The organism is Paenibacillus sp. J22P277 (genome assembly GCF_059383675.1).
The window spans coordinates 252,807-269,644 of the sequence record NZ_JBXENS010000002.1 but is presented as its reverse complement, the minus strand read 5'-3'; the positions used below and the strand labels follow the sequence as shown (position 1 = coordinate 269,644).

13 protein-coding genes and 1 riboswitch are annotated in these 16,838 nt (G+C 59.5%); of the genes, 10 read left to right on the top strand and 3 right to left on the bottom strand.

Going from position 1 to position 16,838, the window contains the following annotated elements; genetic code table 11:
- The first annotated feature begins 74 nt into the window (after window positions 1–74).
- The 5 genes from AC50YL_RS05870 to AC50YL_RS05850 are packed head-to-tail and all read left to right on the top strand — an operon-like array spanning window position 75 to window position 7,029.
- Window positions 75–965, top strand: coding sequence for a carbohydrate ABC transporter permease (locus tag AC50YL_RS05870; protein ID WP_494830129.1), 891 nt, complete (start codon window positions 75–77; stop codon window positions 963–965).
- On the top strand, window positions 965–1,771 hold the full coding sequence (locus AC50YL_RS05865) for a carbohydrate ABC transporter permease (protein WP_494830127.1): 807 nt from the start codon (window positions 965–967) through the stop codon (window positions 1,769–1,771). The genes AC50YL_RS05870 and AC50YL_RS05865 overlap by 1 nt, the downstream gene beginning before the upstream one ends.
- Entirely contained in the window at window positions 1,768–2,814 is a 1,047-nt protein-coding gene (locus tag AC50YL_RS05860; RefSeq protein WP_494830125.1) for an acyltransferase family protein, read from the top strand. The genes AC50YL_RS05865 and AC50YL_RS05860 overlap by 4 nt, the downstream gene beginning before the upstream one ends.
- A complete protein-coding gene (locus tag AC50YL_RS05855; RefSeq protein ID WP_494830123.1) occupies window positions 2,798–4,552 on the top strand; it encodes a glycoside hydrolase family 2 protein in 1,755 nt (584 codons plus the stop codon). The genes AC50YL_RS05860 and AC50YL_RS05855 overlap by 17 nt, the downstream gene beginning before the upstream one ends.
- A gap of 23 nt (window positions 4,553–4,575) precedes the next feature.
- Entirely contained in the window at window positions 4,576–7,029 is a 2,454-nt protein-coding gene (locus AC50YL_RS05850; protein ID WP_494830121.1) for a family 43 glycosylhydrolase, read from the top strand.
- 133 nt (window positions 7,030–7,162) lie between these two features.
- On the opposite strand, the gene AC50YL_RS05845 is transcribed toward AC50YL_RS05850, so the two are convergent.
- Window positions 7,163–8,818, bottom strand: a complete 1,656-nt coding sequence (locus tag AC50YL_RS05845) for a bactofilin family protein (protein WP_494830119.1) — start codon at window positions 8,816–8,818, stop codon at window positions 7,163–7,165.
- A 161-nt stretch (window positions 8,819–8,979) separates the two neighbouring features.
- On the opposite strand from AC50YL_RS05845, the gene AC50YL_RS05840 reads away from it, so the two are divergent.
- The gene (locus AC50YL_RS05840; RefSeq protein ID WP_494830117.1) at window positions 8,980–10,092 is read left to right on the top strand and encodes a ParM/StbA family protein; all 1,113 of its coding nucleotides are present in this window, start codon (window positions 8,980–8,982) and stop codon (window positions 10,090–10,092) included.
- Window positions 10,093–10,484: 392 nt separating this feature from the next.
- On the top strand, window positions 10,485–12,023 hold the full coding sequence (gene guaA / locus AC50YL_RS05835) for a glutamine-hydrolyzing GMP synthase (protein ID WP_494830115.1): 1,539 nt from the start codon (window positions 10,485–10,487) through the stop codon (window positions 12,021–12,023).
- Between the two features lie 75 nt (window positions 12,024–12,098).
- Here guaA and AC50YL_RS05830 read toward each other — a convergent pair whose 3' ends face one another.
- Window positions 12,099–13,259 (bottom strand): HupE/UreJ family protein, encoded by a 1,161-nt coding sequence (locus AC50YL_RS05830; protein WP_494830113.1) that lies wholly within the window; start codon window positions 13,257–13,259, stop codon window positions 12,099–12,101.
- A gap of 221 nt (window positions 13,260–13,480) precedes the next feature.
- Here AC50YL_RS05830 and AC50YL_RS05825 point away from each other — a divergent pair, with 221 nt between their 5' ends.
- The 3 genes from AC50YL_RS05825 (at window position 13,481) to AC50YL_RS05815 (ending at window position 16,068) form a co-directional block, all read left to right on the top strand.
- A complete protein-coding gene (locus AC50YL_RS05825; protein WP_494830111.1) occupies window positions 13,481–13,645 on the top strand; it encodes a hypothetical protein in 165 nt (54 codons plus the stop codon).
- Window positions 13,594–14,340 (top strand): peptidylprolyl isomerase, encoded by a 747-nt coding sequence (locus AC50YL_RS05820; RefSeq protein WP_494830109.1) that lies wholly within the window; start codon window positions 13,594–13,596, stop codon window positions 14,338–14,340. The genes AC50YL_RS05825 and AC50YL_RS05820 overlap by 52 nt, the downstream gene beginning before the upstream one ends.
- Before the next feature lie 102 nt (window positions 14,341–14,442).
- Window positions 14,443–14,543: riboswitch (purine riboswitch) on the top strand.
- Between the two features lie 133 nt (window positions 14,544–14,676).
- Complete coding sequence (locus AC50YL_RS05815) at window positions 14,677–16,068, top strand: NCS2 family permease (protein ID WP_494830108.1); 1,392 nt, start codon at window positions 14,677–14,679, stop codon at window positions 16,066–16,068.
- Window positions 16,069–16,171: 103 nt separating this feature from the next.
- Here AC50YL_RS05815 and AC50YL_RS05810 read toward each other — a convergent pair whose 3' ends face one another.
- The gene (locus tag AC50YL_RS05810) at window positions 16,172–16,825 is read right to left on the bottom strand and encodes a TetR/AcrR family transcriptional regulator (RefSeq protein ID WP_494830106.1); all 654 of its coding nucleotides are present in this window, start codon (window positions 16,823–16,825) and stop codon (window positions 16,172–16,174) included.
- Window positions 16,826–16,838 lie beyond the last annotated feature (13 nt).

Here is a 16,838-nt window from a genome sequence, read left to right as displayed (position 1 = left end):
TATCGCAGGTTTCCCCAAGCTTGCGGCCGCCTAGGCCGCAAGCTTGCCGGCGAAACGGAGAGGGTGAGGCGCAAATGAGAATGAGCAAGCTGAGGGCGGACGTGCAGGCGCTTCTGTTTCTGCTGCCGTTCCTGGCCGTTTATCTGCTGTTTACCATCTGGCCGATGATCAAAGGCGTGAACATGACGTTCTACAAATGGACGCTGATCCGCAAAATGAAATACGTCGGCGGGGACAATTATACGCGGATGCTGCACGACCACGACATGTGGGCGGCGATCGGGCATTCCTTGATCTTCGTTATTCTGACGACCCCGACGATGATCGTGCTGGCCATTGCCCTCGCGCTCATCGCGAACCGCAAATCCAGGCTGCAGCGCTTTTACCGAAGCGTCTTTTTCCTGCCCAGCGTCCTGTCCGTCGCGGTCGCCTCGTTCCTGGGCCTCTTCGTGTTCCAGCCTTACACCGGACTCGTGAATTCGGCGCTTCATCTGATTCATCTGCTTCCGGGCGACCAGGAAATCTTCTGGCTGACCGAGACGAATCTCTCCTGGGTCGCCATCGCGTTGATCACGCTCTGGTGGACCGTCGGCTTCAACTTCATCCTGTATTTGTCGGCCATGCAGGACATTCCCGATGAAATCTACGAAGCCGCCCGTCTGGACGGCGCGAACGATAGACAGATTTTCTTCCGCATCACGTTTCCTTACCTGAGTCCGATCACGAAGACGATCACGATGCTCCAGATCATCGCGTCGTTCAAAGTCTTCCTGCAAATCTACATCATCACCGGCGGCGGTCCGCTCGACAAAACCCGTCCGATCATTCAGTTGATCTATGAAACGGGCTTCAAGAAGAACGATCTCGGCTACGCGGCCACGATGTCCTACATGCTGTTCGCGATTCTGCTCGTGCTTTCCGCCTTCCAGTACTGGATGAACAACCGGAAAGGAGCGCAAGCGTAATGAAAACTTTTTACCGCGTCATCTCCCTGCTCGCGGCGCTCGTCTTCCTGGCGCCGGTCGTCTGGATGCTCGTCGTGTCGATCAAGGAAGAAGGCATGAAAATCGTATCCGTGCTGGATTGGTTCACGCCGCCGTATTCGTTCGCGGTGTACGACCAGGTGCTGTCCGGCACGAAGCTGTCGAATTGGGTGCTGAACAGCTTCTTCGTCGCCGTGTGCGTGACGGTGCTGACGGTCGTCATCGCGGCCATGGCGGGCTTCGTGCTCTCCAAGATTCCGTTCCGCTACCGCTCGTTCATCTTCTTCTTCACGCTGGCGGGCTTGCTCATACCGGGCGAAGCGATCATCATCCCGCTGTACCAGGTGGCGAAGGACATGAACCTGCTCAATTCGTACCAAGGCCTCATCATTCCGGCGCTGGCTTCGCCGTTCGCGGTGATCGTGCTCAAAAGCTTCTTCGACGGCGTGCCGAACGATCTGCTCGAGAGCGTCCAGATCGACGGCGGCGGAACGTGGCGGATTTTCACCGGCATCATGCTGCCGCTGACCCGTCCGGCCTTGGCGTCCATGGCCATTCTGACGTTCATCGGCTCGTGGAACAACTTTCTCTGGCCGTTCCTGTCGATCACGGACGACAATCTGTTCACGCTGCCGATGGGCATTCCGACGCTGATGAGCCAGTACTCGGAGGATTACGTGAAGCCGATGGTCGTCAACACGATCGCGTCGCTGCCGATCATGCTCCTGTTCCTGGTCTTCGAGCGCCAGATCGTCAAGGGCGTCAGCCTGTCGGGAATCAAAGGATGAGCGAGACGGCAGCTCCGCGCAAGCGGGAACGGGCGATCGACCTGTTCAAAGGGTTGCTCGTCCTGGGGATGGTCTACTGCCATGTATTGCAATTTTTCAGCGACCAGCAGGTGTATCCGAACGGCCGGCTTGCCATCGACCTTATCAATCTCATTACGTTTTCGGGCTTCGTATTCAGTTTCGGATACGTCTCCCAACTGGCCTATTATACGAAAACATTCCGCCAAGCCGCGCCGCGCATGCTCATCGCGGCGTTGAAGACGCTCGTCGCCTTCTATGTATCGGGCACGGCGTACCGGTTGTTCATCGACGGCCGGGTGCTCTCGCGGGCGACCGTCAGGCCGATCCTGCTGCTGGACGACATGCCCGGCTGGTCGGAGTTTCTCTGGTCGTTCACGTATCTGATGGTGCTCGGACTCGTGCTTTTCGTGCCCCTTAAGCGGCTTGCGGAGCGCCGCTGGGCCGGCTTCGCCGCGGCGGGGCTGCTGCTCCTGACGACGCTGCTGCCCTACGGCGCGGTCCATGCCATGAAGCTCGGGCCGCTGATCGGCACGCGCGATTTCGCGTCGTTTCCGGTGCTGCAGTATTTCCCTTATTATCTTGTCGGGATGCTGTTCGCGCGGTACCGGATCGCCTGGGATTGGCGCGTGCTTGCGGGCGCGATCGCCGCTACCGGCGCCTTCCTGTGGAAGTGGTTGGCGGACGGCGCGCTTCCCGAACGTTTCCCGCCGTCGGTCTGGTGGATCCTCGGGGCGGCGCTGCCGCTGTACGGCTACTATCTGCTGAGCCGGCTGATGGAACGGGTTCCCGCGCCGTTCGGCGCGTTCGAAGCGATGGGGCGCAACGTGCTCTGGTGCCTCGTCATGAGCAATCTTCTTATTTTCGCCCTGAAGGGCAATCAACGGAACAACGTGCTGCTTAGCGCGCTGGACGGGCTCTGGATGGCGATCGCCTTGCTCGCCGTCGCTTCGTTCGGCATCTGGGTCATCACGAAGAAACAGAAGAGTAGAAGGAGTGGGAGAGAACATGCCGCAACAACTTAGAGAAGAATACCCGCGCCCGCAGTTCGTACGCGACCGGTGGCTGAACCTGAACGGAGAATGGGAATTCGCGATCGACGATGCCGGTGCCGGGGAACGCGAGGGCTGGCAGAACGGAGACATCGCCTTCGACCGGAAGATTAACGTGCCGTTCTGTTATCAAAGCGAGCTGAGCGGCATCGCCGACACGGCATTCCACGATACCGTCTGGTATCGCCGGTCGTTCGTCCTTCCCGCCGATTACGCGGGCGCGCGCATCCTGCTGCATTTCGGCGCCGTCGATTACGAGTGCCGCGTGTGGGTGAACGGCAAGCTCGCGATCGAGCACGAGGGCGGGCACACGCCGTTTCAGGCGGACATCACGGATGCGCTGACGGACGGGGACAACGTCATCGCCGTCAAAGCGGTCGATTACAGCAAAGACGTCACGCTCCCGCGCGGCAAGCAGTTCTGGGAAGAGAAGTCCGCCGGCATCTTCTATACCCGCACGACGGGGATTTGGCAGACGGTGTGGCTCGAGCCGGTAGCGCCGACGCACGTCGGCCGGGTCCGCCTGACGCCCGACATCGACCACAATCAATTGAAGCTGCAGGCGTTCATCGGCGGCTTCGAACCGGGGAAGGATATCTCGCTTCGCGCCACGGTCCGCTTCGACGGGGAGCTCGTCTCGGAGGATACGTTCAAGGTGACGCGGGACACGGAAACCCGCATCATCGGCGTTCACGATTTCAACGATCACGGCCTCGGCCGCTGGTGGAGTCCCGAGAAGCCGAATCTGTACGATCTTCGTTTGACGCTGCTGGTCGACGGGAAGGAAGCGGACCGGGCGGACAGTTACTTCGGCATGCGCAAGATTTCCGTGGAAGACGGCGTCGTGCTGCTGAACAACCGGCCGTACGTCATGCGGCTGGTGCTGGATCAGGGCTATTTTCCGACGGGCCTGCTGACCGCGCCGAGCGACGAAGCGCTGAAGCGCGATATCGAGTTGACGAAGGAAATGGGCTTCAACGGCGCCCGCAAGCATCAGAAAATCGAGGATCCCCGCTACCTGCACTGGGCGGACCGCCTCGGTCTGCTGGTATGGGGCGAGATGGCGAACGCCTATCATTTCTCCGAGCAATACGTCGGCCGCGTGACCCGGGAGTGGCTGGAAGCGGTCGAACGCGACTACAACCATCCCTGCATCGTCGCCTGGGTGCCGATCAACGAAAGCTGGGGCGTCACGAATATCCTGGTCGACGGGCAGCAGCAGCAGCATGCGCTCGCGATGTACCACATGACCAAGTCGCTCGATCCGACCCGGCCCGTCATCTCCAACGACGGCTGGGAGCTCGTGAAGACGGATCTCGTCACGATCCACGACTACGAATGGCGCCGCGAAGTGCTGGCCGACCGTTATTCGACGATCGACAAGGCGCTGTCCGCGCGTCCGGGCAATCGCTGGATCCTCGTTCCGGGCTATCCGTACGAAGGGCAGCCGCTGCTGCTGACGGAGTTCGGCGGGATCTCGTTCCAGAAGAGCGACTGGGAAGGCTGGGGTTACTCCGGCGCGAAGGACGAAGCGGATTACGAGAAACGTTTGTCCGACGTCGTCGAACCGGTCAATCAAGCGCCGCTGCTGCAGGGCTTCTGCTATACGCAGCTGACGGACGTGGAGCAGGAGATCAACGGGCTGCTCACCTACGATCGCCAGCCGAAGATCCCGCTCGAGCGGATCCGCCGCATTATTGAAGGAAAATAACGGCCTATCGGAGGGGCGGCCTCATGACAAGAGTCAAATGGATCGGACTCCTCATCGCCCTGGTTTGCGTCGGAGGGAGCGGATGCGCCATGAACGAAGAACCGCAGGCACCGGAACGCACCTATGCCAATCCGGTCAAGCTGGCGGACGAATGGGGCGAATACGGGCTCGGCGATCCGTTCGTATTCAACTACGACGGTTACTATTACCTGTACGTGAGCACGCGCGATACCGATGCCGGCATCAAGGTGTGGCGCTCCGCCAATCTCGTCGATTGGACCTACGAGGGACTTTGCGCGGAAGATCCGGTCACGACCGGGGCGTACGCGCCGGAGGTCCGGTATTGGAACGGGAAATTCTATCTGTACACCTCTCCCGCCGGGCAAGGCCACTATGTGCTCGTGAGCGACAAGCCGACGGGGCCGTTCAAGGTCGCGACCGATAACTTCGGCCGCACGATCGACGGCACGACGTTCGTGGACGACGACGGGCAATGGTATTTCTATTACGCCGGTCCGTCGGGCATTCAAGGGGCGCCGATGACGGACCCGCTCACCGTCGCGCCGGAGGAAGCGCAGACGGGGGCGTACATGGGCGGCTGGACCGAAGGGCCGACCGTGTTCAAGCATGACGGCAGGTATTACATGACGTATACGGGCAATCACGTGTTCAGCGCGGGCTATCGGGTCGATGCCGCCGTCGGCGATTCGCCTCTGGGCGGATTCGCGGGACAGGCGAGCAATCCCATCCTCCTTCGCACGGAAGGCGCGACCGTCGGGCTCGGCCATAATTCCGTCGTGACGGGCCCGGACTTGGATACGCCGTATATCGTGTACCACAATCTGGAGGGGCGTGGCATCGTCGGACCGCTCCGGCACATGAATCTCGACCGGATCGTTTGGGACGGCGGGAAGCTGCAGGTCGCCGGCCCGACGTCGGATCCGCAGCCGGTCCCGGCGATGCCCGCGTACTCCGACCGGTTCGACCGGGAGGAGCTCGGCAAGTCCTGGCAGCGCACGGGAGAAGCGGCCTGGTCCGTGAAGCCGTCCGAAGGCCTGGCGGCGGACGCCTCCGGCCGTGAAGGGCTGTCGATGCTGCTTGCCCGCGAGAAGACGGGGACGCGTTATACGGCGGAGTTCCATGTCCGGCATCTCTCCGGGCAAACGGGGGAGACGGGCATCGTCTTCGCGTACAAGGACGACCGGAATTACGGTCTCGCGCTGTGGCGGGAAGCGGCGCGGCGATTCGAGATCCGGATCGTGCGCGACGGCAAAGCTGCATCGACGGCGACCGCGAAAGCGCCGGATAACTTGGACATGGGCCAGCTGCAAACGATTCGGCTGGAAGCGGCCGGACGCACGCTCCGGCTGTATGCGGAAGGCATGCGGCTGCTGACGATGAACCTGCCGGCCGAAGATGCCGGGATCGGCGGAGGACGAATCGGTTACGCGGTCGACAATGCGAAAGCGCGCTTCGGCTACGTCGCGTTCAGCGGCGCGGTCGACGGCAGCGGCACCTTGCTGGCCTACGCGCCATTGCCCGGCCGCGTCAACGCGTATCAAGACGAGGCGGGTCTCGCGAGCTCCTACGGTCTGCGCGAAGACGGCAGCGACGGCTTCGCGGCGGCGAAGCTCGATTCGGCGAAGCCGCTCACGTACCGCGTGAACGCGGCGAGGAGCGGCGCGTACAGTCTGGCCTTTCGCGTTGCCGCCGGCACGGACGGCGCGCGCTTCCGATTGACGGACGGCGGCAACGCGGATATCGCGGAGGTCGAAGCCAAGCCGGCTGCCGAACCGGGACAGTGGGAGACGCTGCAGGTTCACGGCGTGAAGCTGGAAGCGGGCTATCACCGCTGGACGCTCGAGGTCGAGAAGGGGTCGCTGGATGCGGATTGGATTGACGTGTTTCCTTACGTGCCGGTGACCGCGAAGACAGACGGCTTCGACGCGAAGAACATTCCGGGATGGACGCGTTACGAAGGCGTCTGGTCCGTGAAGGATGGGCAGCTTCGCGCCTCTTCGGCCCAGAACGGGAAGATCCTGACCGGGGATGAAGGCTGGACCGACTATGCCGTGCAGGCGGACGTGACCGCACCGGCGGACGGCGGCCAGGCGGGCATTCTGGTTCGGGTCAGCGATCCGGCAAACGGGTTGGAGCTGAACCAGAACCGGGACGATTTCCTCCGCGGCTATTACGCCTATGTCGACGATGGCGGCGTCCATCTGGCGAAGCACGATTACGGCACAACGCCTTTGGCGGACGCGGCGCTATCCGGGCAATCGATGGCCGGAGAGACGGTTCGTTTGAAGGTGTCGGCTATCGGCAGCGTGATTGCCGTCTATGTCAATGACGCCGCTCGGCCTGCTATTGTATACACGGATACCGGCGACGGGGCGCTCCTGCATGGCCGGGCTGGACTCAAGTCCGTCGGGGGAGCCTCGCGATTCGACGGATTCCAAGTCGAGCCTGCGACTTGATGGATCCCATTGCGGAATGGAAAAATGCAAAGCCTTGGCAGATGGCTGCCAAGGCTGATTTGCGTTTCCGTTATATCGTTGACGCGCGTCGTAGAAATGAGAAAGGTGCTGTCCCGTGAAACGGGCGGGCCCCCTACCAGTTGCGCAATAACGCCGCGGCTTCCTCGTCTCTGCGGCTGGCGGCGTCCCGGGCGGCTGCCTCCGGCGCGGTACCCTGCCGGGCGCCCGTCATCGGGCCTTCTGCGATAGGCTTGAAGACGGTCCAGCCCGCGGCAGAGGCTTCCTCCGTCGGCCGCGCGTCTTCGTTTGCCGAACGGTACGAATCTTCGTCGGCGTCGTTCCTGTCGAGGCGTTCAGCAGCGTCGTCGCGGCGCCTGTCTGCCGTTGACATCGGCGCGGAGCCCTCAGCGGTCCTAGGCGCGTCGTCTGCAATGGCTGCCGTCCGATTGTGCGCAGGTACGGCCGTCGTCGATTCGGCCGCGTCGATCGAGACAATCGCGGCGAAACCCTCAATCTCCCGGTCCGCGCGCGTGATTGCGCTAGCTTGCAGTGCGATGCCGTCGACGAATGCCGACCGACTGGCGGATTCTTCGCGTGCGCCCACGCTTGCATGTTCGAATGAAGCTTCCGCATGGACATGGACGGATGCTTCTTCAAATGCGCTTGCTTCGGTCGCATCCGCATTTTCGGATGCGGATGCGGTTTCCGCCTCGGCGGGTGCCGATGCTGCAGCGATCTCCTCTGCTGCGCGCACTTCTGCCCGAGCGGCAAAAACATCCGAAGCGGCAGTCGTATCCGCAGCCTCGCTCCGGGGCTGGTCGATCGAATGTTCGACGCTGCTTGCTTCGATCGTCGCATCTTCCGCAGCCCGTGCGCCGAACGCCGTGTGGCCTGCAGCTTGCGCCGGGCTTTCTCCGGCCGCCGGCCGCTGCGCCGCAGCGTCCAGGACCGCAGCCTCCCGCGTCTCCGCAACGCTGCCCGCGGACTTCGCCGACGCATTCACGCCTGCATCGGCCTCCTCGCGAATCGCCGCGTCGACGCCGGCCGCCGGCCGCTGCGCCGATAAGCCCGGTGCGCCCGGCATGCCCAGAGCGGTGCGCTCACTCTCGCTAATGCCATCGCCGCGCGGCGTGACCGGCTTGCCGCCGCCATGCATGCTCTGCATAAACGCCCGTCCGCTCTCGCGGAGCGGGTCGGCGGAGACGGCGGGAGAGGCATCCGCCTCATGCAGCCCGGTCGCCGCTTCATCCGCGGCGGCATCGAGCTCGCCGCGCTTCTCCGTCGCGCGGTAGCTGAGTTTTTTCAACATGCCGGCGCGGTCTTCCCGGTCCCGCCGGTCGTAGCCGGCGCGGCGCTCCTCGCCATTCCAGTCGGCCGCGATCGCCACGCGTCTATCGCGGCCGGCCCTGCGTTCGACAGGGCTGACGACGGGCTCGCCCATATCCATGGCGCTGTTGCCCTGGAAGACGCCGCCTTCTTCGATTTCGAGGGTGGCGGCGTCCATGTCGCCGTAAAATTTGCCGGTCGCCGTGATCGTCAGCTTGCCGCCGATCCGCACGTTTCCCGTTATCTGTCCGGCGAGGAACAAGTTGCGGGCCGTGATGTTGCCGATCGCGAAAGCGGTCTCGCCCAGCACGGCATCCCCCTCGCAAAACAAATCGCCGCGCAGCTGCCCCTCCAGGCGAACATTTCCGGCCGATCGGATCGGACCTTCGACAATGGTTCCCTCGCCGATGAACGTATCGGACAGCAAGGTGCTGATCTTGTCTCTTTTCCAAAACTTGAACATCTGTCGGCATCTCCTTCGTCGCACCAGGTATTGAATCGGTTTCGGAAAACGGTACCGGTGTCTCCTTCACATTGCGGAGCGTTTAACCGAATAAACACATATACCGATTATTTTCGGCAGGAGAACGATAAAATCTTAGCGTTAGGCAGGAGGAATTTGAAGTGATCAAGCTCGCAGGCATTGACGTAGGGAACGACAGCGTAAAATTGATCGTCGACGGATCGGCGGAGCCCGTCGTGATTCCGAGCATTCTCGCGCCCGGCTACGAACGGCATATTTTCCAGGAGGAGGATTCGCCGCTGAAGGCGCTGGACGTGCGCATCTACAGCCCGAAGCTGAAGAAGAACAACCAGCGTTACTTCGTGGGCATGCTTGCCATGGAGGATCAGGACAATTCCGAGCTGGAGGAAACCGATAACAAGGCGACCAGCGACCAGGCGCTGATCGTGGCGCTCACCGCGCTGGCTTACGCGGGACTGACCGGAGGGGCTTATCCGCCGTCCGAGGGCCAGACGAGCCAGGTTGTCGAATATATCGTGGGCACGGGGCTTCCGGTCCGTACGTACGCAGGCTTCCACAAACAATTCGAGGAGCGTCTCGTCGGCGAGCATGAAGTGACCTTCCTTTCCACGCCGAAGCTTCGCGGACGCGCCGTTAAAGTCGTCATCAAGCGGGCGGTCATCTCCATCGAAGGCGCCGCCGCGCTGTTCCATATGGCGACCCACGACAACCTCTCCGTGCGCAACGAAGAGCTGTATTACGGCTGCATCGGCATTTGCGAGATGGGGGCGCTGACGACGGATTTCCCGGTCATCAAGCGGATGAGCATCGACAATCAGTTCAGCACGGGCGAGCAGTTCGGGCTGGCGGGTTACCTGGATCAGATTATTCGGGACGTCGAGGACCAGTTCGGCCACCGGTTCCCGAGCCGGACGAAGCTGATTCAGCGCGTCAAGAGCGGCGACTACATCATTCATCGCATCGGCGAGGGTCAAGCGGATATTCGCCCGATCGTCGACAACTACTTCGGCCGCGCGGCGAACAAGGTGTTGGATCTTATCCTGAAACGGTGGAAGAAGAATCCGGATATTCAGTGCTTCTACATGCTTGGCGGCGGCGCCGTTGCCCTTCGCGGCTATTTGACCGAAGCGGCGGGCTCCGTTCGCCTGCGTTTCGTGGAGGACAGCGAATTCCAGAACGTGCACGGCTACCTGAAATTGGCCAAGAACAAGCAGCAGCAAACGCTGGCCGCAGCCGCGGCCGAGCAAGTCTAAGTCGCGCGATCGCAGCGAGGAGAACCGAACGGCCCGAGTGCAAACGGCCGCACGGTTCTTTTTTTGCGAGCGCGGACGTGGCGGATTCGTCTTGTGTCAAGGAGCGGGGGAGTCGATTGCTGGCATTGATTGGATGCGATTTGATCTTTATTTTGTAATTCGAGGTCTCTGGATCCGCTATTTGCCTTGAAAGACACGAATATGCATGGATGTCGTCAAATAACGTCCTCTGTCCACCGTTTCCCGCTCCGCGTTTTCGCTCCGAATCCATGTCCTGCCGGTGGCAGCGGTTTCTTGCTTCCGCCGCAAAAACCGCGCGTTTCGTTTCCTTGACTGTCCCATAGCGCCTATATATAATTGACACAATGATTTGAGGGAGGCTTTGACAAAAAGTGAACAAGCCAAGTGAAATGATCGTCGTCCTCGATTTCGGCGGACAGTACAACCAGTTAATCGCAAGACGAATCCGGGATTTGGGCGTATACAGCGAATTGCTGCCTTACAATACCTCGGTGGAACGGATCCGGGAGCTGCAGCCGAAAGGCATCGTGTTCTCGGGCGGACCGGCAAGCGTATACGAGGAGAAGTCGCCGCTCGTGGATCCCGCGATTTACGATCTGGGTCTGCCGATCTTCGGCATTTGCTACGGGATGCAGCTGATCGCGCATCAATTGGAAGGCAAGGTCGAGCGCGCCGGCAAGCGCGAATACGGCAAAGCGGAGGTTGACTTCATCGCGGGCAGCGAGCTCGTGAAGGGGCTGGAGAACCGCCAAACCGTGTGGATGAGCCACGGCGACCACGTCGTGGAGCTGCCCAGCGGCTTCCGCGTCGACGCGAGCACGGACCATGCGCCGATCGCGGCGATGAGCCATCCGGAGCGCAAGCTGTTCGCGGTGCAATTCCACCCGGAAGTGCGCCACTCCGTGCAGGGCAACGAAATGATTCACAACTTCCTCTATAACGTGTGCGGCTGCGAAGGCAATTGGAGCATGAGCACGTTCATCGACGATACGATCCGCGACATTCGCGAGCAGGTCGGCACGGGCAAGGTGCTGTGCGCCCTGTCCGGCGGCGTGGATTCTTCCGTGGTGGCCATTCTTCTTCATAAAGCGATCGGTGATCAATTAACCTGCATGTTCATCGACCACGGCCTGCTCCGCAAAGACGAAGCCGAAGGCGTCATGGAGACGTTCGTCGGCAAGTTCGACATGAAAGTGGTCAAAATCGACGCCAAAGAGCGTTTCTTGGGCAAGCTGACGGGCGTCGACGATCCCGAACAAAAGCGCAAGATCATCGGCAACGAATTCATCTACGTGTTCCAGGAAGAGTCCGCGAAATTCGACGATTTCGAATTCCTCGCGCAAGGCACGCTGTACACGGATATCGTGGAAAGCGGCACGGCGACGGCGCAGACGATCAAGTCGCATCACAACGTCGGCGGCCTGCCGGAAGACATCAAGTTCAAGCTCGTCGAGCCGCTGAAGGCGCTGTTCAAGGACGAGGTCCGCAAAGTCGGCGAAGAATGCGGCCTGCCGGAAGCGATCGTATGGCGCCAGCCGTTCCCGGGCCCGGGTCTCGCGATCCGCGTGCTGGGCGAAGTGACGGACGAGAAGCTCAAGATCGTGCGCGATTCCGACGCGATCCTGCGCGACGAGATCGCCAAAGCCGGTCTCGACCGCGAGATCTGGCAGTACTTCACGGCGCTGCCGAACATGAAGAGCGTCGGCGTCATGGGCGACGCGCGTACGTACTCCTACACCGTCGGCATTCGGGCGGTGACGTCCATCGACGGCATGACGGCCGACTGGGCGCGCATTCCGTGGGACGTGCTGGAGAAGATCTCCGTGCGTATCGTCAATGAAGTGGATAACGTCAACCGTATCGTCTACGACGTCACGTCCAAGCCGCCTGCGACAATCGAGTGGGAATAGATCGGAATGGTCTTTTAGGACGAAAAGCAAAAACCCTTATCGCAATGCGATAAGGGTTTTTGCAAGTTCCTTTGCCTAAAGATTTGCAACTACCCGTTCGACAAGCCACAATCCGCCTAGCATCAGGGCCGTGACGGAGCAGGCAACAGCCGCGCGTCTCGCGTGCTTCCAACGATAAAGAAGAGCCAACGCGGGGACCATCAGGGCAACGATGATCACCTGAACGGTTTCGATGCCGACATTAAAACTGATCAGATCCACCGCCAATTCGCTCTTCGGAATGTTCATTTCCGTCAGGATGTCCGCGAAACCCATCCCATGGATCAGCCCGAAGACGAAGGTCAATACCCACCGGTAGCTGACTTCCTTGCGAATCAAATTGTCCAAAGCGACATAACAAATGCTCAGCGCAATGGCCGGCTCCACAATACGGGTGGAGATATGGATCACGCCTGTGACAGTCAAGGCCAAGGTAATGCAGTGCGCGATCGTGAACGCCGTGATCGTCCCCGCATACTGCTTGAACGTTTGCCTCGCGATGAGCAGGGAGAATAAGAACAAAAGGTGGTCGTAGCCCGATAAAATATGATTCATCCCCAGCACGAAAAAAGACAGCCATCCGTCCGTCGAGCTTGATGCAGCTTCCTCCTCGGGCTGTTGCTGCTGAGCCGACGCATCGCCCGGCAGCAATCCGGCAAAATCATTTTCCGTCATTTGCAGCGACCAAGTCCGGTTGCTGCCCGAGAGTGCCGCCGTGCTTCTCTGGGTTCCGTAATAAATCGACAGCAGGTTTACGTAATTGGTCGCTCTATCCTTCGTATACAATTGATCGGTCAGCTGGATCTGCTGGGATGCCGCCACTGCCGGGAAGGAGGCTTTCAGAATCGCATTTTTGGGGTGTATCGTGAGGCTCTCATTTTGAGGCCACGCCACGCTTTCTCCGTTAATGTTCAACACGATGTTGCTCTGCAGAATCGCCAGCAGCTTCTCGTCCACTGCGGCGAATTCCTCTGAATCGAGCACTTTGTCATGATTTGTATCGCCCCCGGCAAGCTCTATGACCGATAATTCATCGAGCGCATAAGTAAGCACCGTTTTGGATTGATACAATTCCAATGTCGAATAGGTCGCGCTGTAGCTATGAGCATCCGCTCGATGCTCGAATGACAGAAGCACTAGCAGCCCCATGAAAATCGAAAGAAAGAAACGCCATCGCCAAACCGCCATATATGCCATCCTTTTCTGTTTCTGCTTCCAGGTTTGCAGAAATCGGTCGTAATAATCGATATCTGCTAAATCTAGCATTCAATTGTTAATTCCAGGTCAAATACTTGCTATTAAATAATTAAGTTCACTAGACGAAGCCTTTGTTTATATATCCCAAGCAATCCTATAGAATCCTATTATGAACGTTATAAAGGTTCAGTTGGAAGTTATTCATTCGGGAGGGTTTTGTTGTGAAAGAAAGCAAAAGAAGCACGCTGTACCGTAGAGCGGGAATAACCGCGCTGGTGGTGGCGGGCATGACGCTCGCTGCAGGCGCAGGCGCGTACGCGGCGACGAAAAACAGTTGTACGATGCGATGCTTGACCTTGGCGGCGCGCAGACGCTGGATAACCTGATTCAGGAAGAGCTCGTCGGCCAAGAAGCGAAGAAGCAAGGGATCGTCATAACCGACCAAGACGTGGAAGCGGAAATTGCGACAATCAAGAAACAATTCCCGTCGGAAGCGGACTTTCAAGCCGCTCTGCAGCAAAGCGGCATGACCCTCGATGACCTGAAGAAGCAGACCCCGATGCAGCTTCGCATTCGCAAGATTTTAGAGCCGCGCGCGAAAGTGACGGACGAAGAGGTGAAACAATATTTCGAGGCCAATAAATCGGAGTTCGATCAGCCGGAACAGGTGAGAGCATCGCATATCTTGGTCTCGACGCAAGCGGAAGCCGACGACATCATGAAGCAGTTGAAAGCGGGCGCGGATTTCGGGAAGCTGGCGAAAGAACGCTCGGAGGACACGGGCAGCAAGAATGCCGGCGGCGATCTTGGCTACTTCGGCAAGGGAGAGATGGTTCCCGAGTTTGAGAAAGCAGCGTTCTTGCTAAAGGTCGGCGAGCTGGGCGGACCGATCAAATCGGAATACGGTTATCATATCATCAAAGTAACGGACCATAAGGCAGCGAAGAAAGCAACGTTGGAAGAGAAGAAAGCCGAAATCCGGGAATCGCTCATTAAAAATAAGGTCTCCGCGCTCTCCGGATCGTGGCTGGCCGAATTAAAGGCCAAGGCGAATATCACGAATACGCTCCAAGGAAAGTAGGCGGAAACGTTCCGCGGCTACGGCCTACGGAAATCTCGTTGCGCTTCAATCGTTTTCCATTGACAGGCCGTGAATAATGTCGCTAAAATGTTCAAAGAATCAATACAAACAAGCATGTCTTTTCGTATAATCTCAAGAATCGGCTTGAGAGTCTCTACGAGGTCACCGTAAATGGCCTGTCTACGAAGAGCAAGACGCCTGCTGCGCGGACGGTCCATTCGCGCCGGCGATTCTTGTCTTTGCGTAGAACCTAGGGAATAATGCCGAGCTTCGCGGCACTGTTCCCTAGGTTCTTTGTTTGTTCTGAACAATCATTTTCGGGAGGGTTTTAGAAAAATGGGCGGTTTCTTTCGTTTGAAGGAACACGGAACAAATGTAAGAACGGAAATTATGGCGGGCCTCACGACTTTCATGACGATGGCATACATCCTGGCCGTCAATCCGAGCGTGCTGGGCGGCGCGGGACTGAACGTCTACTCGGTCTTCCTCGCCACGGCGCTCGCGGGCGGCATTTTCACGATCGCGATGGGCTTGTTCGTGAACTTCCCGGCAGCGCTTGCGCCCGGCATGGGCTTGAACGCGTACTTCGCCTCGACGGTATTGGCCTCGAAAGCGACGAATTCGCCGATTTCCCCTGAAATGGCGCTGACCGCCGTGTTTATCTCCGGTATCATTTTCATGATCCTGACGGTCACGCAAATCCGCCAGATGCTGCTCGTGGCGGTCCCGGACAGCTTGAAGCACGCGATCACGGTCGGCATCGGCTTGTTCATCACGATCATCGGCTTGAAAAACAGCGGCATCCTGACGGTCGGCGTGGAAAACACGGTGACGGACATCCCGAAAGGCCAGTTCACGGACATTCTCGGCTTCGAATCCGTCTTCCATATGGGAAGCTTGGAGAATTCCAGCGTATACTTGACGCTGATCGGCGTGCTGCTGATCGCGGTACTGATGGTGCTGCGCGTCCCCGGCGCGATCCTGTGGGGCATCGTCGGCGTGACGATCATCGCGATCATCACGGGCGACGTGGACGTGAGCGCTACGCTCAAAGGCCAAAGCTGGTCCCCTGATTTCAGCCAGATGAGCTGGTGGGACTTCGATTTCAAAGGCGTGTGGCACACCGGCTTGATCTCGATCATCGCGACGTTCACGTTCGTTGAATTGTTCGACACGTTCGGCACGCTGGTCGGCACGGCCAACCGCGCGGGCGTCATGAAGGATCCGGCGAAAGGCCGGAAGATCGTCGGCAAAGCGATGTTCGTCGACGCGGTCGGCGTCAGCGGCGGCGCGATGCTCGGCACGAGCACGGTCACGACGTTCGTCGAGAGCTCCGCGGGCATCGCGCAGGGCGGCCGCACCGGCCTGACCGCGGTGACGACCGGCGTCGCGTTCCTGGCCGCCTTGTTCCTGTGGCCGCTCATCTCGCTCATCCCGGGTTCCGCGACGGCCGCGGCGCTCATCATCGTCGGCGTCCTGATGGTGCAATCCATCAAGGAAATCGACTTCCAGGACATGGTGTACGCGATCCCGTCGTTCCTGACGATCGCCATGATGCCGTTCACGTACAACATCGCCAACGGCGTATCCGCCGGGATCGTGTCCTACGTGGTGCTGGCAACGGTCGGCAACCTGTCCGGCAAAAGCAAATACAAAGTCCACTGGCTCATGTGGGTGCTCGCGATCCTGATCGTCGCGCGCTATGCCTGGATCGGCAGCCAAGGGTAAACAGAGACATGACAAAGCACAGCGCGGACCGGCGCTGTGCTTTTTTTTATATTGGATTTGGCGTCCGCGGGTCCTGTGCGAAGCAGCGGACGGATAACCGTGACTACCGCCGATAAACCCCGTACTTCACCATATCGATGAACGCGTCGCTTTCCGCGATCAGCATCGCCTGCAAGGCTTCGTTCGTATAGTCTCCGCTGCGCGACAGCTGTTGGTACTTCGCGGAGTATTGATTCAGCACCATCATGACCATGTTGAACACCTTCTCGGGGGTGACGCCTTCGCGGAGCGGGCCGGACGCGAGCAGATCGGTCTTGAAAATGCCGTTCAGCATGCTCGGCTCGGTGTATTTCGATTGATAATCGGCGAAATACGCGTCCAACTCCGCCTTCAGCGCCTTCGGCGGATGGACGATGGCCCGCTGCACCATCTCCGACTCCGGCAAGAACCGCAAGTTCACCCGCTGCTTGGCGAGCATGATCGCTTTGAGCCGGTCGAAGAAATCCGTTTCCCGGATGGCGTTCACTTCCTCCATCGTCCGCTCGACCAACAGCTGCGTGGCATGCCGGACCACGGCCAGAAATAAATTCTTTTTGCTTTTGAAATAATGAAACAGTATCCCTTTGGAAATGCCCGCGCGGGCGGTCATGATATCCGTCGAAGCATTGTCGTAGCCATGCTGGGCGAATTCTTCGATGCAGACGGTCAGGATGAGCGCCTGTTTTTCTTCAGGCAGCTTCGCGAAAGCGGGATGCAAGCCCTTCACCTCG

Coding starts and splice junctions, on each gene's coding strand:
- AC50YL_RS05865 (WP_494830127.1), top strand. CDS start 965: ATGAAAACTTTTTACCGCGTCATCTCCCTGCTCGCGGCGCTCGTCTTC.
- AC50YL_RS05870 (WP_494830129.1), top strand. CDS start 75: ATGAGAATGAGCAAGCTGAGGGCGGACGTGCAGGCGCTTCTGTTTCTG.
- AC50YL_RS05855 (WP_494830123.1), top strand. CDS start 2,798: ATGCCGCAACAACTTAGAGAAGAATACCCGCGCCCGCAGTTCGTACGC.
- AC50YL_RS05860 (WP_494830125.1), top strand. CDS start 1,768: ATGAGCGAGACGGCAGCTCCGCGCAAGCGGGAACGGGCGATCGACCTG.
- AC50YL_RS05815 (WP_494830108.1), top strand. CDS start 14,677: ATGGGCGGTTTCTTTCGTTTGAAGGAACACGGAACAAATGTAAGAACG.
- AC50YL_RS05845 (WP_494830119.1), bottom strand. CDS start 8,818: ATGTTCAAGTTTTGGAAAAGAGACAAGATCAGCACCTTGCTGTCCGAT.
- AC50YL_RS05850 (WP_494830121.1), top strand. CDS start 4,576: ATGACAAGAGTCAAATGGATCGGACTCCTCATCGCCCTGGTTTGCGTC.
- AC50YL_RS05830 (WP_494830113.1), bottom strand. CDS start 13,259: ATGGCATATATGGCGGTTTGGCGATGGCGTTTCTTTCTTTCGATTTTC.